Raw genomic sequence first — 24,249 nt, 5'->3', positions numbered from 1 at the left:
TTCCGCGCTACTTCGGTAGCTTGCTGCGATCACTCACACAAACCCTGCAAAACGCCCCGAGACAACTATTCATAAACAAATATACGTTCTATAAAATTTCCTTCTGGGCTTTCTGAACCTAAACCATCTTCAATAAACATTTCAGTCCAATTTTTTCTATCATCTATTTTTATATATTTCATTTTTGTGTCCAATGATAGTTTTGCAACTTCACCCCATTGAAAATCCTGATGCGAGCTTTCAATTTTTCTATTATCAGAATTGTATTTATAATAAAAGACCAATGCGTCTTCAAGAACTAAATTCTCCTTTGCGTTCTGAGAATGCTCTTCTACTAAATTCTTATTACCATCAAACAACAATAGCGTTTGAGATTCACTTTCATCTAAATTCCCAAGCATATAAAAATAAGAACGCTCTTTTATTGTAGTTTGGTTTTGTTTGTATTCGTACTTTTTTAGATTTAATAAAGTATCCATAGTTGAATTGTAGAGCCCTTCAGTGATCAGTTGGTTTTTATCATTATATGAATAAATTATTTTACTCATTACATTATCTTCATCATCAAACGTAATAGATTCAATTTTCTGCTTAAGTGCATTGTATTTATTCTCTGGATAATCTGATTTTTTAGGAAACATTTCTTCTTTCACAAACTCACCATTTGAATTCTTTTTGAATGTTGTAAAATTTTGCATTTTACCTTTTACATATTTCCCATTTCGTTTTGATGCGTAATAGACATTCTCGGTATATTCTTTAACATTTCCCCATAAAACCTCACCCCAATTTGCAGATAACTGCGGAGCACTATAATCAGATAGAACAAGCTTTTTAGGCTCGGGCTTTAATGCATTAGGAACTAATTCAAAAGTTCTATCTATACCATAAATTGGCTCATAAAGAATAAAATTATTTTTAATTGGTGCTATTGTTTGAATAAAGATATATTTATTTTTATCATTAATAATATCATCAATAAGGAAAAGATTTTGATACTGTAGAAATGTCATCGAAGGATTTGATTTGAAAGCTAAAAAAACACGTTTACTTACCTCCCCTTTTATATTGTTATATCCTGCTCTTTCTGTATTAATTTTATTATCTTTCTTTTTTAACTCTTGAACTTCTTGACGGCTATAATTTACTAAAACATTTCCTGCAGCATCATAATTTACCATAAAAATCTCATTCTCTCTACCCAGATTCTTTAAATCAACTAACTCTATCACAATAACGTTGTTTATAATATCTATTAACTTATAATCAGTACTATTCAACTTAAACATAAGACCTATATCCTTTGATGATAGTTTTACTTGAGAATAACCAGTAATGAATTTAATATTATAAATCACACTTCCTTTAATTTCCGAAAGTTCATTGTTATTTTCAAAGTTTACTGAATTATTAATTTGGTCTTGCTTGTCTAAAGTAGTAAAGTTCAAATCAGTAGTTTTACCATTTTTGTACTTAAAAAAAGACTCATTCCCAAAAGAAGTTCCACCAACATTCATAACCTTAATCAACTCCTTTTTAAAATTAAACAATTTACTCTCTACAGGATGAAAATCAACAATAGAAGCATTCTCGATCTCCTTATAATAACTAGGGAACCGCGATTTAAACAACAAGTCATATCCATATTCAGACTTCTCTAACTTCAACACAGCGCGAGAAATAAGAGTATCAATCGAAGATTCTATTATGCTAGATGGTTGAACTGCCTGTTTTAGAATTTCACCAATTGATTGCTTTACTTTTTTGAAAGGAAAATCTGGAGTATTAAAAACCTCTTTACTAAAATTATAACTAAGGCTATAAATCATATCTTTTTCCTCCTGAGTAGGCTGTTTATTTTGTGAATATATAGCGACACTAAAACACATCAAAACCAATATAATTTTATTCATTGTTTTTTTTGAAATGTACAATTTTTTATGCTTCGAAACGAGGTTTTTCTTTATTCTCACCATACTAAAACATCTAACCGCATAAAAAAGGAAAGAGACAACATTAAGATTTTTGACCTGTTAAAACCTAGTTCATTTTATAGATCTCTTAGCTCTATAAAAATATTAAAAGAACTTTACCGTATATTTAAATAACTTTCAGCATTAAAGAAATCGCTTAATTTTAGGTTTATCACGAAATAATGAGAAACTATCTACTTCTTCTATTACTGTTATTATTAACCATTCCAATTTCGGCTCAAGACAATAATCGAAACGAATACCAAAAACAACTATTTGAATTAGGCAAAAACACAGTAAAGAATCTCAATTACCCACAAGCCATCAAAATATTTACTACTGCCTACAACATAAATCCTAACGCTCAAATTGCTATCAAAAAAGCAGATTCTTTAAAAACTATTTTTAGAAAAGACAAAATAAATACTTTAATAGGGAATTGGAAATAGAGTTCTAAAGAAGCAAATGGGGAAATAAGAGATGATGGCTTAGTTGGAAAAATGATAACAATCACTCCCGATGAAATTCTGTTTTACGAATTATATCGTCATTCAAAAAGATGGGAATTATTCAAAACAGAGAAGATTGCTTTTTCTGAAAACCCAGATTCATATTCTTTTACAGAATTTTTATATTCTAATAAAGAAGTTTGTGAGTACACTATTAACAAAGATTCAGGTGAATTAACTACATTTTACATTGGAGAAAAAATAGAAGATAATTATACTCAATTGGTTTGTGGTAACCCAGTGTTTTACTATTTTAAATTGCAATAAGTATTTAATCAAAAAAGACACAACACACTGGGCTAGACTTTCGCTCATGAAACCCACAAATACAATCAAACCAATCCATTTTTCACCTAACCTCCCTCTCTTTGGGAGAGTCCATAAAAAAACCCAATCTTTTCAGATTGGGTTTTCTAATAAATTGAGTAAATCAATTATGCTTCAACTTCAAATGGAATGATTGAAACGTATGATTTGTTATCTCTTTTCTTTTGGAAATGTACAACACCATCTACTCTTGCGTGTAGGGTGTGATCTTTACTGATGTAAACATTTGCACCTGGATTATGTTTTGAACCTCTTTGTCTTATGATGATATTCCCTGCAATAGCAGCTTGTCCTCCAAAAATCTTAACACCTAAACGTTTTGATTCTGATTCTCTACCATTCTTGGAACTACCGACACCTTTCTTGTGAGCCATGACGTATTAGTTTAATATTGTTATTATTCTTTAGTATCTTCTTTTTTAGCTTTAGGAGCTTTTTTTACTTTAGCAGCCGGAGCTTCTTCAGTACTTGCTTCTACCGCTGCTTTCTTAGGAGCTGCTTCTTTTTTAGGAGCCGCTTTTTTAGCACCTGATGCAGTAATACCTTCAATTACAATTTGAGTAAGATATTGTCTGTGACCATTTCTCTTTTTGTATCCTTTTCTTCTTTTCTTTTTGAAAATGATAACTTTATCTCCTTTTAAGTGTTGTAACACTTTAGCTTCTACTGAAGCACCTTCTATAGCGGGGGCGCCTATTGTGATTACGCCATTGTCGTCTAACAAATAAACTTTGTCGAAAGAAACTGTAGTTCCTTCTTCATTTGCCAAACGGTGAACGTAAACCTTTAGGTCTTTGCTTACTTTGAATTGTTGCCCTGCTATCTCTACGATTGCATACATACCAAATTGATTTATTGATTTTTAAGGTTGCAAATATACAATTTAATTTTTACTATGCAATCCCTTAAAACTAAAAATATAATTTCTTTACTTTTTACCGTGTTTTCAATGGATTACCTTACCAAAATATCCTTCATTTTCCTAAAAAAACAAAATACCAGACTCACCTCACTAAAAATAAGTATTTTTGAAGTAACAATAATTTGCATTTTCTTCTATTGTAAATGCATTTTTATTAATCTTAATGAAAAAATCAATAATGGGATTAACTAATGTCCTTCTCCTTGGCGGAGTTGCTACTGCTCAAAAAATAGCTTTTGAAGAATACAATTTGGATAATGGATTGCATGTTATTCTGCACCACGATTCTTCGGCACCTGTCGTGATAACTTCGGTGATGTACCATGTAGGGTCCAAAGATGAGAATCCAGAAAAAACAGGTTTTGCCCACTTTTTCGAACATCTTTTATTCGAAGGAACCAAAAACATCAAAAGAGGTGAATGGTTCAAAATTGTAACTTGTAACGGAGGAGTTAATAATGCCAATACTTCTGATGATCGTACCTACTATTATGAAGTATTCCCTTCCAATAATTTAGAACTGGCTCTTTGGATGGAATCCGAAAGGCTAATGCATCCTGTTATCAACCAAATTGGGGTTGATACCCAAAACGGGGTTATTAAAGAAGAAAAAAACTCGCGTTATGATAACCAGCCTTACGGGAAAATTTTACCTATTATTAAGGAAAATATGTTTAAAAACCATCCGTACCGCTGGTCTACTATTGGATCTATGGAACATTTAGACACCGCAACTTTAGAAGATTTTAAAGCTTTTCACAAAAAGTTCTATACACCTAACAACGCTGCTTTGGTGGTCGCTGGAGATTTCGAAAAAAAACAAACAAAAGAATGGATAGAGAAATATTTTGGGCCAATAGAAAAAGGCAAAGTATTAAAAAAACAAACGTTTGTTGAAGAACCAATAACACAAACTATTAAAGCAACCTACCAAGATCCCAATATTCAAATTCCGATGGTCGTCGCGTCTTACAGAACACCATCAATGAAAACTAGAGATGCTCGCGTTCTAGACTTTATATCGTCGTATTTAAGCGATGGTAGGAGTTCGAAATTATACAAAAAAGTCGTAGACGAAAAAAAGATAGCCTTGCAAATAGGCGCTGTAGGTTTTAGCCAAGAAGATTACGGAATGTACATACTATATGGCTTACCGATGGGAACACATACTGCCAAAGATTTGCTATATGAAATTGACGAGGAAATCGTAAAAATCCAAACGGATTTGATCTCTGAGAAAGATTATCAGAAATTACAAAATCAGTTTGAAAACCAATATGTAAGTAACAACTCCACTGTGGAAGGAATTGCTGAGAATCTGGCAAAGTATTATTTACTATATGGAGACATCCATTTAATTAATACTGAAATAGATCTTTACCACTCTATTAGCAGAGAAGAAATTAGAGAGGTGGCAAAAAAATATTTAAATGCGAATCAGAGATTAGTCTTGGATTATATCCCTACTAAAGAAACAACTCAGAATTAACGCCTTCGTAACTACGAAAAAAACAACTATTCTATTCATCCTTTTATTTATAACAGGAATTATGCATACACAAGATCGCACCCAACCCAAACCTGGAAAACCACCAGTTGTAAATCTAAAAAAACCACAGACATTTTTCTTGGCTAACGGACTGAAAGTACTGGTTGTAGAAAATCATAAACTACCCAAAGTCACTTTTAAACTCACTATAGACAATCCTCCTTTTGCAGAAGACAGCAAAAAGGGAGTAGACGAACTATGTAGTAACTTAATAGGTAACGGAAACACCAAAATAACCAAAGACGATTTTAATGAAGAAGTAGATTTCCTAGGAGCCAATATTAATTTCAATTCACATGGCGCTGATGCTAGTGCACTTTCTAAATATTCTGGTCGTGTACTGCAACTTTTAACGTACGGAGCCCTATATCCCAATTTTACTCAGGAAGAATTTGACAAGGAAAAAGCAAAGTTGCTAGAAGGTATAAAATCGCAGGAAAAAAGCGTTCCTGCAATTGCTAACAGGGTTGTAAATGCTTTAGCCTTTGGGATGGATCATCCCGCGGGAGAATACACGACGATAGAAACAATTAACAACGTCACCCTTGCGGATGTAAAAGCGAATTATTCTGCGCGTTTCGCGCCAGAAAACGCCTATTTAGTAATTATTGGAGATATAAAATATAAGGAAGTAAAACCTATTGTTGAAAAACTTTTTGGATCTTGGAAAAGAGCAAACACACCAAAAATAACGTATAACTCCCCACAAAATGTCCCTTTTACTCAAATTAATTTTGTAGATGTTCCAAACGCTGTTCAATCCGAAATATCATTGGTCAATACTTTACATTTAAAAATGGCTGACAAAGACTTTTTTCCAGCAGCTATCGCCACATATATTTTAGGAGGAGATTACAATAGTTATTTGAATATGAACTTAAGAGAGGAACACGGCTGGACATATGGCGCTAGCACTGTTATCGGAGCGGGGAAATATGTTTCGAAATTAAAATCAACGGCATCAATAAGAAATACGGCAACCGATAGCGCAGTGCTTGAATTCATAAAAGAAATCAATAGAATCAGAACTGAAAAAGTATCTGAAGAAGTCCTTAAAAATGTGAAAGCTGGGTATATTGGTCGTTTTGTAATGCAGGTGGAAAAACCTTCAGCCATTGCACGCTATGCCTTAAATGTAGAAACGGAAGAGCTGCGTCCTGATTTTTATGAAAATTATATCAAAACCATAAATGCAGTAACCGCAGACGCTGTTCTCGAAGCCGCTAAGAAATATTTCCTGATCGACAATACCCGAATTATAATTGCTGGAAAAGGCGCAGATGTTATTCCGGGATTGGAGAAACTAAATATCCCATTGTTTTATTTTGATAATTACGGTCGTCCAACAGAGAAACCGCTTCTTATATAAAGACTTCTAACCCATATTTTAAATACAAAATAGGGCTATTAATCATTTGATTGATAGCCCTATTTTTTCAAAAAAATATAAAAGAAGTAAATTCCTATAAAAAAATTTAGATTTGGTGTAACAATACAACCTGTAACACGACTTATGATTCAATCAACCTATTACTATCTATGAAAAAATCAATATTGGCATTAAGTGTCACACTTCTTTTTGGCGGAGTTGTTTTTGCACAAAAAGTAGCCTTCGAAGAATACAATTTAGACAATGGTTTACATGTTATTTTACAAAACGATCCTTCGGCTCCGGTTGTAATAACATCAGTAATGTATCACGTAGGCGCTAAAAATGAAAATCCAGAAAGAACTGGTTTTGCTCACTTTTTTGAACATTTATTATTTGAAGGTACTGAGAACATCAAGCGTGGAGAATGGTTTAAAATTGTCACCGGAAATGGAGGGACAAATAACGCCAACACCACCGAAGACCGTACTTATTATTACGAAGTATTCCCATCGAACAATCTTGAATTAGGATTATGGATGGAATCCGAAAGAATGCTACACCCTGTGATTAACCAAATTGGCGTTGATACCCAAAATGAGGTTGTCAAAGAGGAAAAAAGATTGCGTTATGACAATAGTCCTTATGGACAAATGATTCCGGAAGTAAAGAAAAAGATGTTCACAAACCATCCTTATCGCTGGACAACTATTGGTTCAATGGACCATTTAGACGCCGCAAAATTAGAGGAATTCCAAAGCTTCAACAAGAAATTCTACATCCCGAACAACGCAGTTCTTGTAGTCGCTGGAGATTTTAACGCAACTCAAACGAAAGAATGGATCCAAAAATACTTTGGTGCGATAAAAAAAGGAACTACTATTGAAAGAGAAACTTTCGTAGAAGAACCAATTACCGAAACCATCAAAGCAAAATTTGAGGACTCCAACATTCAAATCCCAATGGTTGTAGCTGCTTACAGAACTCCATCAATGAAAACTCGTGATGCCAGAGTTTTGGATTTTATTTCCACAATCTTAAGTGACGGTAAGAGCTCTAGATTATACAAAAAAATAGTGGACGACAAAAAAATGGCCTTACAAATTGGTGCGTTTAGTTATAGTCAAGAAGATTACGGAACGTATATTCTTTATGGTTTACCGCAAGCACCAAGTACGTCTGAAAATCTACTTACTGAAATTGATGCCGAAATCGTGAAGCTACAGACAGAATTAATTTCTGATAAGGAATTGCAAAAACTTCAGAACAAGTATGAGAATCAATACGTAAATAGTAACGCCTCTATTGAAGGAGTAGCAGATAATCTTGCAACCTACTATATGCTCTACAAGGACGTAAACTTAATCAATACAGAAATTGAAATGTATCGTACTATTACACCGGAAGAGATTAGAACTGTTGCAAAAAAATATCTAAATCCAAACCAAAGATTAGTATTAGATTATGTTCCATCATCAGACAAAGCCACAAAATAATACAGAACCATCATGAAAAAAACAATATATATACTATCAAGTCTATTTTTGACTTTAGTTTTGCAAGCACAAATAATCCCGCAACCAAAACCTGCAGCTCCTCCGACAATTAAGATTGGTAAATCCAGTAATTTTGAGCTTAAGAACGGACTGAAAATAATGGTCGTAGAAAACCACAAACTGCCTCGAGTAGCCTATAGCCTTAGTTTAGACAACATGCCTTATGCCGAAGGAGACAAAAAAGGAGTAGCAGATATTACCAGTCAACTTATCGGAAGCGGAACCACAAAAACATCAAAAGATGCCTTTAATGAAGAAGTTGATTTCTTAGGTGCAAATATAAATTTTAATTCAAATGGTGCTTATGCCAGCGGACTGTCTAAATATTCTGAAAGAATATTAGAATTAATGGCTGACGGCGCACTCAATACCGTCTTTACTCAAGAAGAATTTGATAAAATAAAAGCAAAGCTTTTAGAAGGAATAAAAACACAAGAAAAGAGCGTCGCTGCTGTTGCAGGCCGCGTTGAAGATGTTTTAGCCTTTGGGGTAAGCCATCCTTCAGGAGAGTTTTTAAGTGCCGAAACCATTGACAAAGTTGCCCTAAAAGATGCCGTTGCAAACTACAAAACTAATTTCGTTCCCGGAAATGCCTACTTGGTTATTGTAGGAGATGTCAATACGAAAGAAGTAAAAAAAATGGTTGAGAAACTTTTTGGCTCTTGGGCCAAAGGCATTGCCCCTCAGATCACATATCCTGATCCTAAAAACGTGCAACAAACTCAGATTGATTTTGTAGATATGCCAAACGCTGTCCAGTCTGAAATCGCAGTGGTAAATACCATCAATTTAAAACTTACTGACAAACAATATTTTTCTGCAATTTTAGCAAATCAAATTCTTGGTGGTGGCGGAGAAGGAAGATTATTTTTAAACTTACGTGAAAAACACGGATGGACATACGGCGCTTATTCTAATATAGGATTTGGTAAATACGTAGAAAAATTTCGTTCTTCAACTTCAGTAAGAAATGCAGTAACAGACAGTTCTGTAGTTGAAATTTTAAGCGAATTAAAAAAAATCAGAACAGAATTTGTGTCTGCTGACGATCTAAAAAACGCAAAAGCAAAATACATAGGTAACTTTGTAATGCAAATCCAAAAGCCAACTACGGTTGCACGTTATGCCTTAAATACAGAAATCTATAATTTGCCTTCTGATTTTTACGAAAACTACATTAAAAGCATAAATGCAGTAACTGTAGAAGATATTAAAGATGTAGCTAATAAATATTTCCTGGCTGACAATATAAGAGTATTGGTTGTGGGTAAAGGATCTGAAGTAGCTCCCGCATTGGAGAAACTAAAAATGCCAATGTTTTATTTTGATAAATACGGAACGCCAATTGAAAAACCAATTTTCAAAAAAGAGATACCAGCAGGCGTAACTATTAAAAGTGTCTTAGACAATTACATCGTTGCAATAGGTGGAGAAAAAGCGGTGAAAGCCGTAAAAACAATCTCTATGGTAGGTTCAACAGTAATACCTCAAGCGCCATCGCCTTTAACTTTTACTTCAAAAGCGGATGCAAAAGGAAAATTAAGTATAGAACTAGCAATGGGAACTATGAGCATGATGAAACAAGTAGTCAATGAAACCAGTGCTTATGCGCTACAACAAGGGCAACGAAAAGATTTTAAAGGCGATGAGTTAGCTGAAATGAAAAATAGCGCAGTCTTATTCGAAGAATTACTTTTGGATAAAAAAGACGGCGTAACACTAACTGGTATCGAAACCATTAACGGTAAAGACACTTATGCTATTAAAGACGGTAAAACTACACTCTATTATGATGTGACTACCGGTTTAAAACTGGCAGACGCAAAAACAATGGAGCAAGGAGGCAAATCTATTACTCAAGTAACTAATTTTGGGGATTACAGAGAAGTTAAAGGTGTAAAAGTTCCTTTCAACATCATTCAAAACGTAGGCTTTGAATTAGACATCAAAATGTCCGATGTAAAAATTAATGAAGGTGTTACAGATGCTGATTTTAAATAATCAAATCCTGAAATAAACAATAAAGGCTGTCTAAAACGACAGCCTTTATTATTATACAAAATATCCTATATGTATTGAATGTTACTTTTTCGCCGACAAATACACTCCAATTAAGATGATAAAAGCACCTACAAACTGCACCGAAGTTAGTATTTCATTATCCAACAATCCCCAGAAGAAGGCTACCACCGGAATCAAATAGGTCACCGAAGTTGCAAAAACCGGCGAAGACATTTGTATTAGTTTAAAGAAAAGAATATTGGCAATTCCAGTTCCAAGAACTCCTAAGATTATGATAAATACAACTGCCTGCTGTACTTTTTCAACATGTACAACATCTGCAAAACTGGTGAAATACAATATAATCAAAGAGGGAAAAAGCAGTACTAGAAAATTACCTGTTGTAATACTAAGCGGACTCAAGTCTGACAAAAATCGTTTGATTAGATTGACATTAATAGCATAACAAACCGAAGCAATAACCACTAAAATAGCATAATAGTAATTCTGATCGGGATGATTCATTGCTCCATTGAAAACTAACAATAAACTTCCAATTAGTCCAATAAAAACACCCCAAACTTGTCTTCTTTCGAAACTAACACCAAAGACTAGCGCACCCAAAATCAACGTATTTAAGGGCGTCAAAGAGTTTAAAATAGAGCTTACAGAACTATCAATTTCCGTTTGTGCTAAAGCAAAAAGAAAAGCAGGAACAAATGTCCCGAACATAGAAGTCATCGCAATGAACTTCCATTTTTCTTTTGGGATTTTTGACAAGCTTTTGAAACCAATCAGCAATAAAAAAATCGCAGCAAAAATGATTCGTAAGGAACCAACTTGTAAAGCTGACAATCCAATTAATCCTTTTTTTATTAAAATAAATGAACTTCCCCAAATCAAGGCAAGTCCCATTAAATAAATCCATTTTAATTGTTTCGATTCCATATTGTTAGTTTACCTCAAAATTGTAATAATTTTATGAATTAGCGCTACTTTTTTAAGTAATTTTGTTTTCGAATAAAAAAAACGGGTAAAACACTTAAAATCATATCATAATGAACATTACAAAATCAATCGCTATAGTAGCACTAGCTGGACTTTTGTTTGTAAGCTGCAAAAAAAACACTGAAGAAGCCCCAAAAGAAACTTCAAAAACAGAAACGGAAGCCCCAAAAGTAAAAAAAGAAATCGCTGCCGAAAACGTACAAACTGCTAAATTTTCTGTTGAAGGAATGACTTGTGCAGTAGGTTGCGCTAAAACAATCCAAGAAGAATTAACGGTTCTTGACGGAGTACAAACCGCTAAGGTGGATTTTGACACAAAATCAGCAATAGTAACTTTTGATAAAACAGTACAAACTCCTGAAAGCTTAACTAAAGTCGTTCAAGCTACCGGTGACGGAAAAACATACACCGTTTCGAATATGAAATCGTAATTAACAGATTTTATTTCATAAAAAAAGCTTCTCGTTGAGAAGCTTTTTTTATGAAATCTATTTCCATTTTAAAGTTTCCAGCAACCGTTGCATGTCATTTTTAACATAACTCGCCGCTGGCATTATAGAATCAAAATTAGGTTTTGCGTAAAAATAAACGGAACCGGTAACGAAATGTTTCGTACTATCGGTTGCATAGAATTGCGAATTGGTTGCTGCATTTCCATCCACCTGATAAAACATACCATACACTTTTTTGGCAGGATTCATATAAGGCTGCTCCAATATATCATCGGCCTTTATAACATGCTCGTAAGTTAGCTTCTGGGCATCCCGCAGCAAGGTATTGATATTGTTATTCACTGGCTTATAAGTCAAATAAATTGTCGCTTTCATTTTTGGGTACGTAATCGTAAATCCGCAATCCTTTTCTCCTTTTATGACCGCTTCTGAATTCATTTCGAAAGTAAACGGACATTCATTTTCAAAATTAGCATAGGTCGCAACCGGATAATCCAAGCGCAAATAACTGGATGGTTTTGGAAGAACATCGTCCTTACAGCTTGAAAACAGGAACAATCCCATAAACACGATTACAACTATTATACTAGAAAAATATATATTTTTGTCCTGATTCAAATTAAACATCAACCGTTACTTTTATCTGTTTTATACGTTTTTTATCTACTGTCTCAATTGTGAATAGGCAATTTTCATATGATATTTTTTGCCCTTTCATTGGGAAATTACCTGAAATTTCAAGAATAAATCCAGCCAAAGTTTCAGCTTCTCCTTTTCTTATCTCAAACTCTTCCTCGTTGACATCAATAATTCTATAGAAATCTTTCAGATTTATTTTACCCTCAAAAAGATAGTTTTTTTCATCAATTTTAATGAAATTAACATTGTCATCATCAAACTCATCACTGATATCTCCAACAATTTCCTCAATAACATCTTCGAGAGAAACCAAACCAGAGGTTCCGCCGTATTCATCCACCACAATAGCAAGATGACTTTTCATTCTTTGAAAGTCTTTTAGCAGGTTATCCAATTTCTTATTCTCTGGGATAAAAAACGGCTCCCGTATTAAGGTGTTCCACATAAAATCTTTCTCATCAAGGTGACGCAATAAATCCTTCACAAACAAAACGCCTTCTATCTGGTCAATATTGTCCCGATAAACAGGAATTCGGGAATATCCTTTTTCGATAATCTTAGAATAGATTTCAGAAAATGATTCTGTTATCTCTAAAGCAAAGATATCAATCCTCGGACTCATAACCTGCTTCGTATCTGTATTACCAAAAGTTACAATCCCCATCAATATCTTCTGCTCCTCTAAAGAAGTTTCATCTGAAGAAGTAAGTTCTAAAGCTTGTGACAGCTGATCAACTGAAAAATTTGTTTTTTGTTTCCCTAGTTTATTGTGTAAATAAATGGTTGTTTCTCGCATAGGAACACTAATAGGTGAAAGCAATTTATCAAGTACGGCAATCGGGTATGCAATCATTTTTGCAAACTTAATGTTGTTTCGACTGGCATATACCTTAGGTAATACTTCGCCAAATAACAAAAGTAAAAAGGTAACAACGATGACTTCGACAGTAAACTTTAAAGCCGGTGAACTAATCGCAGCAAACAAGTTTTTCCCAATAAATGAAAATAAAATTACCACTCCAATATTAATAAAATTATTAGCCACAAGAAGCGTAGCCAATAGTTTTTTGGGTCTCTCTATAAGATCAGCGAGAATTTTCCCTTTGGAATCATTCCCTTGTATTGTTTCGTCAATGTCTTGTTGTGACAACGAAAACAAGGCTACTTCAGCTCCGGAAACTAATGCAGAGCAAAAAAGCAATACAAATATACCGGCAAAACCAAACAATAGATTGGTATCTATTGTATACGCGAAATTTAAACTGGGCTCTGGGTCCAAATTAAAAAAGATTAGTTAAACAATTAAAATGGCAAATCATTGATAGGCAAGCCATTATTTTGTGGGTCAAAGTTAGTGTTTTTTACGGATTCCGTGATATCAATTTGTTTGTTGTTTTCGCTAGCTTTCTTCGTTGATAAAAAAGTGAACTCCGTAACTTGAATTTCGGTAGTGTGCTTTGTGGTTCCGTCCTCTGTCTGCCATTGACGCGATTTAATACGTCCCTCTACATAAATTTTATCGCCTTTTGATAAATGTTTCTCACAAATTTCGGCCGCTTTATTACGTACCACTAAATTATGCCACTCCGTAGAAGTGATTTTTTCGTTTGTAGTTTTATTAATATACACTTCATTTGTAGCCAATTGAAACCTGCCGATACAGTTCCCTCCATCAAAATAATGCATTTTTATTTCATCTCCAAGGTGCCCAATCAGCATCACCTTATTTAACGTTCCGTTCATGGTATTTGGTGTGTATTTTACTCAAAGGTACATTTTTTTACTTCTTTTAATTATTCCTTTTCAATAAAATTATGAATCACGATAGGGAATGGAAACGTTTTCAAAACCTCATTGTTTATTCCGTTTTCAATAGTCCCTTTTAGACCTACTTTCCAGAACTTAATATAAAGGTGTTGATGCGATAATTTATGAATAATACTTTCTTCGTTATATCCTATAAAACTAACCACCTCATTGTCTTTAAAAAACTTCTGCTGAACTTGTTTATAAACATATTCAAAGTCTTCCACCTTATCGGTCTCTATCAAAGGAAACTCATATAGATTTTGCCAAATCCCTTTGGCCGTTCTCTTTTGTATTATGGTGTTTTCATTATCATCAGCAACAACCAAGTAATTAAAGTAGCGATTGCGCACTTTCAACTTCTTAGACTTTACTGGCAACTGAGCTACTTTATTTTTCTGCAGTGCAGCACAACTTTCATTAAACACACAAATACTACAATTCGGACTTTTGGGAACACATTGCAAAGCACCAAACTCCATAATCGCTTGATTAAAAATAGCGGGGTTGTCTTTAGGTATTAATTCGAAAGCCAAGGCAGCGAATTCTTTTTTGGCGGAAGCCAAAGCAATATCGGTTTCGACATCAAAATAGCGCGACAACACCCGAAACACATTTCCGTCCACTACAGGAACGATCTCATTATAAGAAAAAGAGGCAATGGCGGCAGCGGTGTACTCGCCCACTCCTTTTAATTTCAACAAGTCATTATAACTACCAGGAAAAACACCATTTAATTCAAATGCTACATATTGAGCTGTTTTATGCAAGTTTCTGGCACGCGAGTAATACCCAAGTCCTTGCCAAAGCTTTAGCACTTCTTCTTCATTGGCTTTAGCCAAATCAAAAACAGTGGGAAATGCAGCTGTAAAAGCCAAAAAATACGGCGTCCCCTGAGCCACTCGAGTCTGTTGAAGCATGATTTCGGAGAGCCAAATTAGGTACGGATTTGTAGTGCTTCGCCATGGCAAATCTCTTTTATTTTGTAAATACCACTTTATAAGCAAGTTAGAAAATTTCATTATTAATTATTTGTTGACAAAAGTAAAAGTTTATGTGATTAAATTTTAATGAATTAGCTTGAATAATTGTTTTTTAAATTCATATATTTGCACACTCAAAAAAATGATTACAATATAATAAATAAGGAAAGAAAATGACGAAAGCAGATATCGTAGCAAAAATTTCAGAAAAATTAGGTCTTGAAAAAGGTGATGTGCAAGCAACTGTAGAGACTTTTATGAATGAAGTTAAAAATTCATTAGAAACTGGAGACAATGTTTATTTAAGAGGTTTCGGAAGTTTTATCGTGAAAACTAGAGCTGAAAAAACTGGAAGAAATATTTCCAAAAATACAACAATAAAAATTCCTGCACATAACATTCCTGCTTTCAAACCAGCAAAAGTTTTTGTTGAAGGAGTAAAGATCAATAACGAAGCAAAATAAAAATATTAATTAATCATAAAATCGATAAGATATGCCAAGTGGTAAAAAAAGAAAGAGACATAAGGTAGCAACTCACAAACGTAAAAAAAGAGCGAGAGCTAACCGTCACAAAAAGAAAAAGTAGTTTTAAACTACTTTTTCCTTTTTAAAAGTTCATTGAAATTGAAATTTAGTGATTTCAGGTTTACAGAGCATAATCTAAGATTTAAGTATCTGAAAATTGCGAGTTAATCTGCCAGCCTAAATTTCTCCGGGTTCAATACCTGTTAAAATTATTGTTTAATCCATCCTTATTTTTAATTTAGGAATTTAGATTCAGGATTCAGGATTATAAAATCCAAAATCTCAAATCCAATATCCCAAATCATCAGTTCGGATAAAAATTTACAACGTGAATAAAGAATTAATCATTCGATCTAGTTCTGATTTTGTAGATTTTGCCTTATTAAAAGATGGAAAACTAATTGAATTACACAAGGAAGAAGAAAAAAGCAACTTTCAAGTAGGTGATATTTTTATTGCCAAAATAAGAAAACCAGTTGCTGGTCTTAATGCTGCTTTTGTAAATGTAGGCTTCGAAAAAGATGCTTTTTTACATTATCACGATTTAGGACCTAATTTAGCTTCCCAAATGAAATTCATAAAACTTGTAAGCGCAGGTAAAATAAAAGATTTCTCCCTAAAAAACTTTCAGTTTGATAAAGAGATAGACAAAGACGGTATTATTACTGATGTAATTAACGCTAATCAATCTATCTTAGTACAAGTTGTAAAAGAACCAATATCTACAAAAGGCCCAAGAATTAGCGCTGAGCTTTCTCTTGCCGGAAGATTTATTGTTTTAGTTCCTTTTTCTGATCGAGTTTCTATTTCTCAAAAAATAGAAGATAAGAAAGAAAAAGACAGACTAAAAAAACTTGTGCAATCCATCAAGCCAAAAGGATTTGGTGTTATTGTTCGCACAGTAGCAGAAGGCAAAAATACAGCCGAATTAGAAAAAGACATGCAGAACCTGCTTAGCAGATGGGATGCAATGTGTAAAAAATTACCGACCGCTCATCATCCGTCAAAAATTTTAGGAGAACTCAATAGAGCTTCTTCTATATTAAGAGACGTTTTTAATGATACTTTTACTAGTATACAAATTGATGATGAAGAGTTGTACAACCAAACGAAGGATTATTTGCAAGAAATTGCACCTTCAAAACAATCAATTGTTAAGTTTTATCAATCAAATGATACGCCCATTTTTGAGAAATACAACATAGAGAGACAAATCAAGACTTCATTCGGGAAAACAGTGTCCATGAGTAAAGGTGCTTATCTTATTATCGAACATACTGAAGCCTTACACGTCATTGACGTAAACAGCGGAAACCGTTCTAATAAAGCATCTAATCAGGAAGATACTGCCATGGAAGTCAATATGATCGCCGCTGCCGAAATCGCTAGACAATTGCGTCTTCGTGATATGGGTGGTATTATCGTAATTGATTTTATCGACTTGTCTAATCCTGAAAACCGTAAAATATTGTTTGACTTCTTGCGAGAAGAAATGAGCGATGATAAAGCAAAACACAAGATCTTACCTCCTAGTAAATTTGGATTAGTCCAGATTACAAGACAAAGAGTAAGACCTGAAGTAAACATTAAAACTAGAGAAGAAGATCCAAACGATGTGAATGGCGAAATTGAAGCGCCAATTTTAATCATTGACCGAATCAATTCTGATTTAGAAAGAATATTAAAAACCAACAAAGATGTTGTGCTTAACGTACACCCTTTTGTGGCCGCATACCTTACCAAAGGTTTTCCATCATTACGTTCAAAATGGTTTTTTGAACGTAAAAAGTGGGTAAAAATCATACCGCGTGACGCTTACACGTATTTAGAATATCATTTCTACGACAAAACGGGAAATGTTATAAAAGAATAAATCAGAAACTCCTTAAGAAATTGAGGAGTTTTTTTTTGGCTTTTTTTTAAGGAGCTTTTTACTTCGTCAGTTCGCTTCGCTCGTGTCCTGCTTTACACTACAATCTTGTTATTTTTAAAGAAAAAATAAAAAGGATTTTCGTTGCAATCAGGGCTAAAAAAATTCTACACGAAAACCTCCAGATTACAACTAAGTAACTTATTACTGTCCTAAAAAATAGCATACATTAGTATATCGAAAAACAAAGCATTCGATTCCAAACAAAAAAACATAAAAAAGAACGGCCATTTATGCGAAATAAAAGACAAATTATCATCGTCCTTACGACAGTAATTCTATTATTAATACCGTTTATAGCCATGCGATTTACAACTGAAGTAAATTGGACAGCAATTGATTTTATTGTAGCTGGAGTACTGCTCCCCGGTATTGGGTTAATGTGTGAGTTGGTATTAAAAAAAATCCCTAAAACTAAATATCGCATTGTCATTTGTGCAGCACTTCTGCTGCTCCTCTTATTGATCTGGGCAGAACTTGCCGTTGGTATTTTCGGATCACCAATTAGCGTACTTAAAAATCAACTAATAACGCCAAAACAAGATAGCAAAAGCAAGTTTAGTATTAAATTGGGCTAAGCACAAATACTTGCGCAAGATTTACAGTAAAACTAAGTGCCCAGAAATTTGTGTTTATTTACTATATTAGTCCCCTGACCAAATATCAAAACACAAGACTACTGCAATAGCCCAATACTATATTTTTTGATGTTATAGATTAAAATAAATACCATGAACTATTTTGTGTTTTTCCTAGGATTCATACTTCTTCTCGTTACTGCCACTGATTTAATTAATACTTCTCTATCCGTACGCGGGGCAGGTTTTCTTACAAAACGGCTGTCCATGTCCATCTGGAATATACTCTTGGTCATTAATAAAAAAATGGGGCGCAGAAAAGTGCTGGAAATGGGCGGGGCTATCATATTGGTTTCTATTTTAATAAACTGGTTGCTGCTCATCTGGATTTCGGCCAGTCTATTATTCATCAGTCATCCCGATTCACTGATGAATGTTGAGACCAACTCTCCTACAACTGTAGTTAATAAGATCTTTTTCACTGGTTATACTTTATCTACTTTAGGCCTTGGCGACATAGAACCCGAAGGAAACTTCTGGGATATTCTTACCGCGATACTTTCATTCACCGGATTAATTCTGATTTCCATAGCAATTACCTACTTAATTCCAGTAGTTTCAGCTGAAATAACAAAAAGAAAAATTAGTGTTAACATCAATACACTTGGCGGTTCTGTGGAAGAGATACTATTGAATTATTGGAATGGAAAAGACTTTAAGGAACTAGAACAACCTTTCATTCCCCTAATTGATTCTATCATCTTACACGCTCAAAATCATAAAGCCTACTCTGTATTGCATTTTTTCCATTCTTCCGATAGGAAAGAAGCCTTTGTTCTTAATATCACAAACCTCGACGAAGTAATTACTGTACTACTCCATAACATTTCTAAAGAACAGCAACCTTCATTCCATGTGCTTATCAGACTGAGAAAAGCGATTTCCAGCTACCTAGTAACGCTACCAGCCACCTTCATAACTCCAGGAAAAAAAACACCACCAGTTTTAATTCTTACTGCACTTGAAAACAAGGGAATAAAAATAATATCTGGTGAAATAGTAGATTTAGAATATGATAAGCTGAGAACGAGACGCCGATTATTATTGTCTCTACTGATAGATGACGGATGGGAATGGACTGACCTTAATTGCGAAAGTTATAATCATGAAATAATAATGAATGACACCAATTAAACTGGGTTCCAAAACTTATTTTCTTTTCGCAGCAAAAAACTGCTTCATTAACTCCGCTGCTTCATCAGCGAGAACTCCTCTTTTTACGATCGTTTTTGGATGCAGTTGTGTACCCATTTTTGAAAAACCACGGCTCTCATCGATTGCTCCAAAAACAATTTTAGAAATTTGACTCCAATACAAAGCACCAGCGCACATCTGGCAGGGTTCGAGAGTAACATAAAGCGTACAGTCTTTTAAATATTTTCCACCAAGGTAATTTGCGGCGGCGGTAATCGCTTGCATTTCTGCATGAGCAGTAACGTCATTAAGCAATTCGGTGAGATTATGACTTCGCGCGATAACCGTATTATTAACTACGATAATAGCCCCAACAGGAATTTCGCCTTTATCGAAAGCCATTTCAGCTTCCTGCAAAGCTTTCTTCATGAAGTACTCGTCAGTGAAAGGATTTATCATAATATTGACCGCGCATTCCCAAATTTTAAATTCTTTGTGAATCTTCGCTTTTTTTTGTGAATCTTTGTAAAACAAGTTATTTTATCGAATGTAAAAATACAAATTCAAATCGTACATTTGCTTTATGTCAGACAATTTACTTTTAAACATTGATAGTCCCATTGATTTGCGCAAACTGGACGAAGCCCAACTTCCAAAGCTGGCTCAAGAATTACGTAATTTTATCATCGATGTTGTTTCCGTAAAAGAAGGCCATCTCGGTGCCAGTTTAGGCGTTATCGAACTCACCATCGCCTTGCATTATGTATTTAATACCCCCGATGATTTATTGATTTGGGACGTGGGGCATCAGGCATACGGACATAAAATACTGACTGGAAGAAGAGACAGTTTTCATACGAACAGACAATTGGGCGGCCTATCTGGTTTCCCAAAAAGAAGTGAGAGTATCTATGACGCTTTTGGCGTAGGCCACTCCTCCACTTCTATTTCTGCGGCTTTGGGAATGGCAATTGCTAGCAACCTAAAAGGAGACTTCGACAAACAACACATCGCGGTGATTGGAGACGCCTCTATAGCTTCAGGGATGGCTTTTGAGGGATTAAATCATGCAGGAGTCACTGATGCAAATTTATTAGTAATCCTGAACGACAACGCTATCGGAATTGATCCAAGCGTAGGTGCCTTAAAAAATTACCTCACTGCGGTGAAAAACGGAAAAAATCCGAGGCAAAATAACATGATTAAATCCTTAAATATTGACTATTCCGGTCCTATTGACGGACATGATATTTTTGCAGTAATTAAAGAACTGAAACGTTTACAAAAAATAAAAGGCCCAAAATTTCTTCATGTTATTACTACAAAAGGCAAAGGACTAAAACAAGCCGAAGAAGATCAAGTAAAATACCATGCACCAGGAAAATTTGATGCTAAATCTGGTGAAATACATTTAAAGTCGGAAGAAAATCTTCCACCAAAATACCAAGACGTTTTTGGCTTGACCGTTTTAGATTTAGCTAAAAAAAACGAAAAAATAGTAGGGATTACGCCCGCTATGCCATCAGGAAGTTCATTGAAATTCATGATGGACGCTTTGCCAGAGCGTGCCTTTGATGTGGGAATTGCCGAGCAACATGCTGTTACCCTCTCTGCCGGAATGGCGACGCAAGGAATGGTGGTTTTTTGCAACATCTACTCCACTTTTTTACAAAGAGCCTACGATCAAGTGATTCATGACGTAGCCTTACAAAACTTACCCGTGATTTTTTGCCTAGACAGAGCGGGACTCGTGGGAGAAGATGGAGCAACCCATCATGGCGTTTTTGATTTGGCTTATTTGCGCTGTATTCCTAATATGATCATCTATTCTCCACTGAATGAAATTGGACTGCAAAACATACTTTACAGTGCCCAGCTAGGCCTAGATCATCCTATAGCCATTCGTTATCCTCGTGGTCGTGGCGTGCTCGCAGACTGGCAATCCAAAAACTTCGGAAACTACGAAAAAATTGAAATCGGTAGCGCCAATTGCTTAAAGCACGGAACTGAAACTGCAGTTTTATCGAATGGCTCGATAGGCAAAAACGTCACTTTGGCATTAGCTAATTTAAACAACCCAAAAACTATTGCTCATTACGACTTTGCATTCGTTAAACCATTGGATGAAAAAGAATTACATACTATTTTCAAAACCTTCAAAAAGATTGTAACAATCGAAGATGGAGTAACAAAAGGCGGATTTGGAAGTGCAATCCTAGAGTTTGCAGCAAAAAATAATTATACTGCAAAAATACAATTACTGGGAATGCCTGATGAATTTATAGAACACGGCACTGTAGAAAAACTACAACAATACTGTAACATTGACGTTAAAAGTTTAGAAATAATTTTTTCCTCTGAGTGAAAACAATTATTTTGCGCCCACTAAACACAATGAGCTTATAATGAAATTACCGCATTCGTCCGTCCTGTTAATCATATTGCTGTTTTCAGCAAATATGTTCTCCCAGAAAATTATTACCACCATAGATGGTCCTGAAAAAGTCGATATAGACAGCCTTTCTCATTGGGTAAATAAAAACCGAATTGGATTTGATATCTCTGAAATTGCTTTTCTAAATTGGAATGCCGGAGGAACTAGCTCCATTTCAGGCTTACTAAAAGGAAAATTTAATCGAGTATACACCAAAGACAATTACAACTGGACTAACGAATTGATTGTACGATATGGTTTGAATAAACAAGATGGAATTGAACTTCGAAAAACAGAAGACGTACTGCAGTTAAGTTCTGCTTTAGGGTATCGTCAAGACACATTATCGAACTGGTTCCATACTGCAAAATTCAATTTTGCTACCCAATTCACTGATGGGTATGCGTATCCAAATAAGGAAACCTCCATATCCAGAGCATTTGCACCCGCTTATATATTCCTAGGACTTGGAGCAGAATATGCTTCAAAAGACAAACACAAACTACTATACTTATCTCCTTTCACTTCAAAAATAACGATGGTATTGGACCAAAGATTAGCTAATCTAGGTACTTTTGGTGTTAAAAAGGCGACATATGATTTAAATGGAAATTTAATTGCTGAAGGAGAAAAATCAAAAGTGGAACTTGGTTTTCTTTTAACTGGTTTTTATAAAAAAGAAATATTCAAAAATATCACTATTGAAAACAGACTGAGTTTATATTCTGACTACATCAATAAATTTGGAAATGTTGATATCGATTACGATCTGACATTAGAATTAGTGGTCAATCAACACGTGAAGACAAATATTGGGATGCATGTCATTTATGATGATGACATTAAAGCAAAAGAAGACATCAACGGAGAACAAGTTACCGTAGGTCCAAAACTACAATTAAAACAAATTTTAGGAGTGGGAATCGTTTATGATTTCTAATTAATCCTTTTTCTTTCCATTGATAGTTTCAAATAACTCTAAGGCATTTCCATCTGTAAGTAAGGACACAAAATGACAGATATGAAGCAATCTTTCATACAGATCTGCTTTTTCGTAATGGTGTTTCTCCGGCAGTAATTTTAAAATTAACACATCATAATTAGATGCATTTCCATTATACTTGTTATCGTAGGCCGTTATAAATTTATCCAACAAAGTTTGGATAATTTGGTAACCCACAATCTCTTTTTCGATAACTTCACGACTCTGATAAATATTGTTCACACTAATGCTGATGATATCATCCATTTGTGCTTTATACTTACTCTTATCAGTTAACGCAAACGGAAATTTTCCGTTTAAAATGGCTTCCTCGTTGTCTATGAAAACTTTTACTGCATCATTAATCAAACTACCGATTGCCAAAGCACGCAAATAACTAATGCGATCTTCCTTTGTAGTAAGCGTTTTATATTTGGAAGTATCAATGCTGTCTTTAACTAATTTAATCAAATATTCTAAAGCAAAATCCTCTGAGACTAATCCTAAATTTATTCCGTCTTCAAAATCAATAATGGTGTAACAAATATCATCTGCAGCTTCTACTAAATAAGCAAGAGGATGTCTTTCAAAACCAATATTGTCTCCAGACTTATTCGGAATCATTCCCATATCACGAGCCGCTTCTTCAAAGAATTTTTTATCAGTTTGAAAGAAACCGTATTTTTTATCAGCAATATTTTTAGTTGGCTTTTTAGGCAAACTTTCTTTTGGGTATTTCATAAAAGCACCAAGAGTGGCATAAGAGATTCGAAGACCGCCCTCTATTCCGGGACGACTTGCAGTCAAAACCGCAAACCCATTGGCATTTCCTTCAAAATCAATTAAATCCTGCCACTGTTTTTTAGACAATTTATCTTCGTATTTTTTTCCGTTTCCAATAGAAAAATACTCCCCGATAGCTTTCTCGCCAGAATGTCCGAAAGGTGGATTCCCAATATCATGCGCCAAAGATGCAGCAGCAACAATAGCTCCAAAATCATTCATGTGATACCCATGAACTTCTTTTAAATGTGGATACTTTTCAATTATTTTCTTTCCAACTAATCTTCCTAATGAACGACCCACAACCGAAACCTCTAAACTATGTGTCAAACGCGTGTGTACAAAGTCGGTTTTTGAAAGTGGAATTACCTGTGTTTTATCTTGTAGACTTCTAAATGCCGCAGAAAAAATAATACGGTCATAGTCTACTTCAAAACCCAAGCGGGTATCATCTTGCTCTATACGCAATCGTTTGCTTGTGTCGCCTTGTCTTTTTAGTGATAGAAGTTGTTCCCAGTTCATACTGTCTTTTTCAAATTTGAATAATTGGATTATTTTTCAAAGATAAAGAAATAGCAATAACATAAAATAGCTTTTAATTGTTTTATAAACGGATGTGTGAAAACAAAAATCGAAACAGCATCTGCACACAAGCATGTACTAAAACGTACTATAGTGGTATTTGATAATATGATTGCTAAAAAGTATCTTATAGACAAACAGATTG

Annotated in this window: 23 protein-coding genes; 13 read left to right on the top strand and 10 right to left on the bottom strand. The window is 34.5% G+C overall.

What is annotated here, in order from left to right:
• Positions 1–65: 65 nt before the first annotated feature.
• The gene (locus AC4PRO_RS01650; RefSeq protein ID WP_492116057.1) at positions 66–1,913 is read right to left on the bottom strand and encodes a hypothetical protein; all 1,848 of its coding nucleotides are present in this window, start codon (positions 1,911–1,913) and stop codon (positions 66–68) included.
• A 242-nt stretch (positions 1,914–2,155) separates the two neighbouring features.
• On the opposite strand from AC4PRO_RS01650, the gene AC4PRO_RS01645 reads away from it, so the two are divergent.
• A complete protein-coding gene (locus AC4PRO_RS01645) occupies positions 2,156–2,422 on the top strand; it encodes a hypothetical protein (RefSeq protein ID WP_492116056.1) in 267 nt (88 codons plus the stop codon).
• Positions 2,423–2,473: 51 nt separating this feature from the next.
• On the top strand, positions 2,474–2,749 hold the full coding sequence (locus tag AC4PRO_RS01640) for a hypothetical protein (RefSeq protein WP_492116055.1): 276 nt from the start codon (positions 2,474–2,476) through the stop codon (positions 2,747–2,749).
• Between the two features lie 167 nt (positions 2,750–2,916).
• Here the strand turns inward: AC4PRO_RS01640 and rpmA are convergent, their stop codons facing one another.
• Positions 2,917–3,183: a 50S ribosomal protein L27 gene (gene rpmA / locus AC4PRO_RS01635; RefSeq protein WP_016989063.1), complete on the bottom strand. Its 267-nt coding sequence runs from the start codon at positions 3,181–3,183 to the stop codon at positions 2,917–2,919.
• Between the two features lie 23 nt (positions 3,184–3,206).
• Positions 3,207–3,650, bottom strand: a complete 444-nt coding sequence (rplU, locus tag AC4PRO_RS01630) for a 50S ribosomal protein L21 (protein ID WP_074721932.1) — start codon at positions 3,648–3,650, stop codon at positions 3,207–3,209.
• Between the two features lie 244 nt (positions 3,651–3,894).
• Here rplU and AC4PRO_RS01625 point away from each other — a divergent pair, with 244 nt between their 5' ends.
• From AC4PRO_RS01625 to AC4PRO_RS01610, 4 genes are all read left to right on the top strand, one after another.
• Complete coding sequence (locus AC4PRO_RS01625) at positions 3,895–5,220, top strand: M16 family metallopeptidase (protein WP_492116054.1); 1,326 nt, start codon at positions 3,895–3,897, stop codon at positions 5,218–5,220.
• A gap of 61 nt (positions 5,221–5,281) precedes the next feature.
• Positions 5,282–6,649, top strand: coding sequence for a M16 family metallopeptidase (locus tag AC4PRO_RS01620; protein ID WP_492116053.1), 1,368 nt, complete (start codon positions 5,282–5,284; stop codon positions 6,647–6,649).
• Between the two features lie 170 nt (positions 6,650–6,819).
• Positions 6,820–8,145: a M16 family metallopeptidase gene (locus AC4PRO_RS01615; protein WP_492116052.1), complete on the top strand. Its 1,326-nt coding sequence runs from the start codon at positions 6,820–6,822 to the stop codon at positions 8,143–8,145.
• 12 nt (positions 8,146–8,157) lie between these two features.
• Positions 8,158–10,206: a M16 family metallopeptidase gene (locus AC4PRO_RS01610; RefSeq protein WP_074721940.1), complete on the top strand. Its 2,049-nt coding sequence runs from the start codon at positions 8,158–8,160 to the stop codon at positions 10,204–10,206.
• Positions 10,207–10,287: 81 nt separating this feature from the next.
• Here AC4PRO_RS01610 and AC4PRO_RS01605 read toward each other — a convergent pair whose 3' ends face one another.
• Positions 10,288–11,154: a DMT family transporter gene (locus tag AC4PRO_RS01605; protein ID WP_492116051.1), complete on the bottom strand. Its 867-nt coding sequence runs from the start codon at positions 11,152–11,154 to the stop codon at positions 10,288–10,290.
• Between the two features lie 110 nt (positions 11,155–11,264).
• On the opposite strand from AC4PRO_RS01605, the gene AC4PRO_RS01600 reads away from it, so the two are divergent.
• On the top strand, positions 11,265–11,645 hold the full coding sequence (locus tag AC4PRO_RS01600; protein ID WP_492116050.1) for a heavy-metal-associated domain-containing protein: 381 nt from the start codon (positions 11,265–11,267) through the stop codon (positions 11,643–11,645).
• A gap of 57 nt (positions 11,646–11,702) precedes the next feature.
• Here the strand turns inward: AC4PRO_RS01600 and gldD are convergent, their stop codons facing one another.
• The 4 genes from gldD to mutY are packed head-to-tail and all read right to left on the bottom strand — an operon-like array spanning position 11,703 to position 15,133.
• Positions 11,703–12,230, bottom strand: a complete 528-nt coding sequence (gldD, locus tag AC4PRO_RS01595) for a gliding motility lipoprotein GldD (protein ID WP_245744864.1) — start codon at positions 12,228–12,230, stop codon at positions 11,703–11,705.
• 55 nt (positions 12,231–12,285) lie between these two features.
• Complete coding sequence (locus AC4PRO_RS01590) at positions 12,286–13,584, bottom strand: gliding motility-associated protein GldE (protein ID WP_492116049.1); 1,299 nt, start codon at positions 13,582–13,584, stop codon at positions 12,286–12,288.
• A 23-nt stretch (positions 13,585–13,607) separates the two neighbouring features.
• The gene (locus AC4PRO_RS01585; RefSeq protein WP_492116048.1) at positions 13,608–14,048 is read right to left on the bottom strand and encodes a single-stranded DNA-binding protein; all 441 of its coding nucleotides are present in this window, start codon (positions 14,046–14,048) and stop codon (positions 13,608–13,610) included.
• A 50-nt stretch (positions 14,049–14,098) separates the two neighbouring features.
• Positions 14,099–15,133, bottom strand: a complete 1,035-nt coding sequence (gene mutY, locus AC4PRO_RS01580; protein WP_492116047.1) for an A/G-specific adenine glycosylase — start codon at positions 15,131–15,133, stop codon at positions 14,099–14,101.
• 134 nt (positions 15,134–15,267) lie between these two features.
• On the opposite strand from mutY, the gene AC4PRO_RS01575 reads away from it, so the two are divergent.
• The 4 genes from AC4PRO_RS01575 to AC4PRO_RS01560 all read left to right on the top strand — a co-directional run bounded on the left by AC4PRO_RS01575 (position 15,268) and on the right by AC4PRO_RS01560 (position 19,323).
• Positions 15,268–15,558 (top strand): HU family DNA-binding protein, encoded by a 291-nt coding sequence (locus AC4PRO_RS01575; RefSeq protein ID WP_016989051.1) that lies wholly within the window; start codon positions 15,268–15,270, stop codon positions 15,556–15,558.
• Between the two features lie 391 nt (positions 15,559–15,949).
• Positions 15,950–17,494: an Rne/Rng family ribonuclease gene (locus tag AC4PRO_RS01570; protein ID WP_492116046.1), complete on the top strand. Its 1,545-nt coding sequence runs from the start codon at positions 15,950–15,952 to the stop codon at positions 17,492–17,494.
• A gap of 290 nt (positions 17,495–17,784) precedes the next feature.
• Positions 17,785–18,129: a hypothetical protein gene (locus AC4PRO_RS01565; RefSeq protein ID WP_492116045.1), complete on the top strand. Its 345-nt coding sequence runs from the start codon at positions 17,785–17,787 to the stop codon at positions 18,127–18,129.
• Between the two features lie 153 nt (positions 18,130–18,282).
• Positions 18,283–19,323, top strand: coding sequence for a potassium channel family protein (locus AC4PRO_RS01560; protein WP_492116044.1), 1,041 nt, complete (start codon positions 18,283–18,285; stop codon positions 19,321–19,323).
• Between the two features lie 15 nt (positions 19,324–19,338).
• Here the strand turns inward: AC4PRO_RS01560 and AC4PRO_RS01555 are convergent, their stop codons facing one another.
• Complete coding sequence (locus AC4PRO_RS01555) at positions 19,339–19,782, bottom strand: nucleoside deaminase (RefSeq protein ID WP_492116043.1); 444 nt, start codon at positions 19,780–19,782, stop codon at positions 19,339–19,341.
• Between the two features lie 124 nt (positions 19,783–19,906).
• Between AC4PRO_RS01555 and AC4PRO_RS01550 the strand changes: the two genes are divergently transcribed.
• Positions 19,907–21,688 carry a 1-deoxy-D-xylulose-5-phosphate synthase gene (locus tag AC4PRO_RS01550; protein ID WP_492116042.1) on the top strand — a complete coding sequence of 594 codons (1,782 nt, stop codon included), beginning with the start codon at positions 19,907–19,909 and terminating at the stop codon, positions 21,686–21,688.
• 40 nt (positions 21,689–21,728) lie between these two features.
• Positions 21,729–22,697, top strand: a complete 969-nt coding sequence (locus tag AC4PRO_RS01545; protein ID WP_492116041.1) for a DUF3078 domain-containing protein — start codon at positions 21,729–21,731, stop codon at positions 22,695–22,697.
• Here the strand turns inward: AC4PRO_RS01545 and dgt are convergent, their stop codons facing one another.
• The gene (gene dgt / locus AC4PRO_RS01540) at positions 22,698–24,044 is read right to left on the bottom strand and encodes a dGTP triphosphohydrolase (protein ID WP_492116040.1); all 1,347 of its coding nucleotides are present in this window, start codon (positions 24,042–24,044) and stop codon (positions 22,698–22,700) included.
• Positions 24,045–24,249 lie beyond the last annotated feature (205 nt).

The organism is Flavobacterium sp. DW-iso2 (genome assembly GCF_058725285.1).
Note: the sequence above shows the minus strand (reverse complement) of the source record. Positions and strands in the feature narration are given on the sequence as shown.

Coding starts and splice junctions, on each gene's coding strand:
- AC4PRO_RS01650 (WP_492116057.1), bottom strand. CDS start 1,913: ATGAATAAAATTATATTGGTTTTGATGTGTTTTAGTGTCGCTATATAT.
- AC4PRO_RS01645 (WP_492116056.1), top strand. CDS start 2,156: ATGAGAAACTATCTACTTCTTCTATTACTGTTATTATTAACCATTCCA.
- AC4PRO_RS01640 (WP_492116055.1), top strand. CDS start 2,474: ATGATAACAATCACTCCCGATGAAATTCTGTTTTACGAATTATATCGT.
- rpmA (WP_016989063.1), bottom strand. CDS start 3,183: ATGGCTCACAAGAAAGGTGTCGGTAGTTCCAAGAATGGTAGAGAATCA.
- rplU (WP_074721932.1), bottom strand. CDS start 3,650: ATGTATGCAATCGTAGAGATAGCAGGGCAACAATTCAAAGTAAGCAAA.
- AC4PRO_RS01625 (WP_492116054.1), top strand. CDS start 3,895: ATGAAAAAATCAATAATGGGATTAACTAATGTCCTTCTCCTTGGCGGA.
- AC4PRO_RS01620 (WP_492116053.1), top strand. CDS start 5,282: ATGCATACACAAGATCGCACCCAACCCAAACCTGGAAAACCACCAGTT.
- AC4PRO_RS01615 (WP_492116052.1), top strand. CDS start 6,820: ATGAAAAAATCAATATTGGCATTAAGTGTCACACTTCTTTTTGGCGGA.
- AC4PRO_RS01610 (WP_074721940.1), top strand. CDS start 8,158: ATGAAAAAAACAATATATATACTATCAAGTCTATTTTTGACTTTAGTT.
- AC4PRO_RS01605 (WP_492116051.1), bottom strand. CDS start 11,154: ATGGAATCGAAACAATTAAAATGGATTTATTTAATGGGACTTGCCTTG.
- AC4PRO_RS01600 (WP_492116050.1), top strand. CDS start 11,265: ATGAACATTACAAAATCAATCGCTATAGTAGCACTAGCTGGACTTTTG.
- gldD (WP_245744864.1), bottom strand. CDS start 12,230: ATGGGATTGTTCCTGTTTTCAAGCTGTAAGGACGATGTTCTTCCAAAA.
- AC4PRO_RS01585 (WP_492116048.1), bottom strand. CDS start 14,048: ATGAACGGAACGTTAAATAAGGTGATGCTGATTGGGCACCTTGGAGAT.
- mutY (WP_492116047.1), bottom strand. CDS start 15,133: ATGAAATTTTCTAACTTGCTTATAAAGTGGTATTTACAAAATAAAAGA.
- AC4PRO_RS01575 (WP_016989051.1), top strand. CDS start 15,268: ATGACGAAAGCAGATATCGTAGCAAAAATTTCAGAAAAATTAGGTCTT.
- AC4PRO_RS01565 (WP_492116045.1), top strand. CDS start 17,785: ATGCGAAATAAAAGACAAATTATCATCGTCCTTACGACAGTAATTCTA.
- AC4PRO_RS01560 (WP_492116044.1), top strand. CDS start 18,283: ATGAACTATTTTGTGTTTTTCCTAGGATTCATACTTCTTCTCGTTACT.
- AC4PRO_RS01555 (WP_492116043.1), bottom strand. CDS start 19,782: ATGATAAATCCTTTCACTGACGAGTACTTCATGAAGAAAGCTTTGCAG.
- AC4PRO_RS01550 (WP_492116042.1), top strand. CDS start 19,907: ATGTCAGACAATTTACTTTTAAACATTGATAGTCCCATTGATTTGCGC.
- AC4PRO_RS01545 (WP_492116041.1), top strand. CDS start 21,729: ATGAAATTACCGCATTCGTCCGTCCTGTTAATCATATTGCTGTTTTCA.
- dgt (WP_492116040.1), bottom strand. CDS start 24,044: ATGAACTGGGAACAACTTCTATCACTAAAAAGACAAGGCGACACAAGC.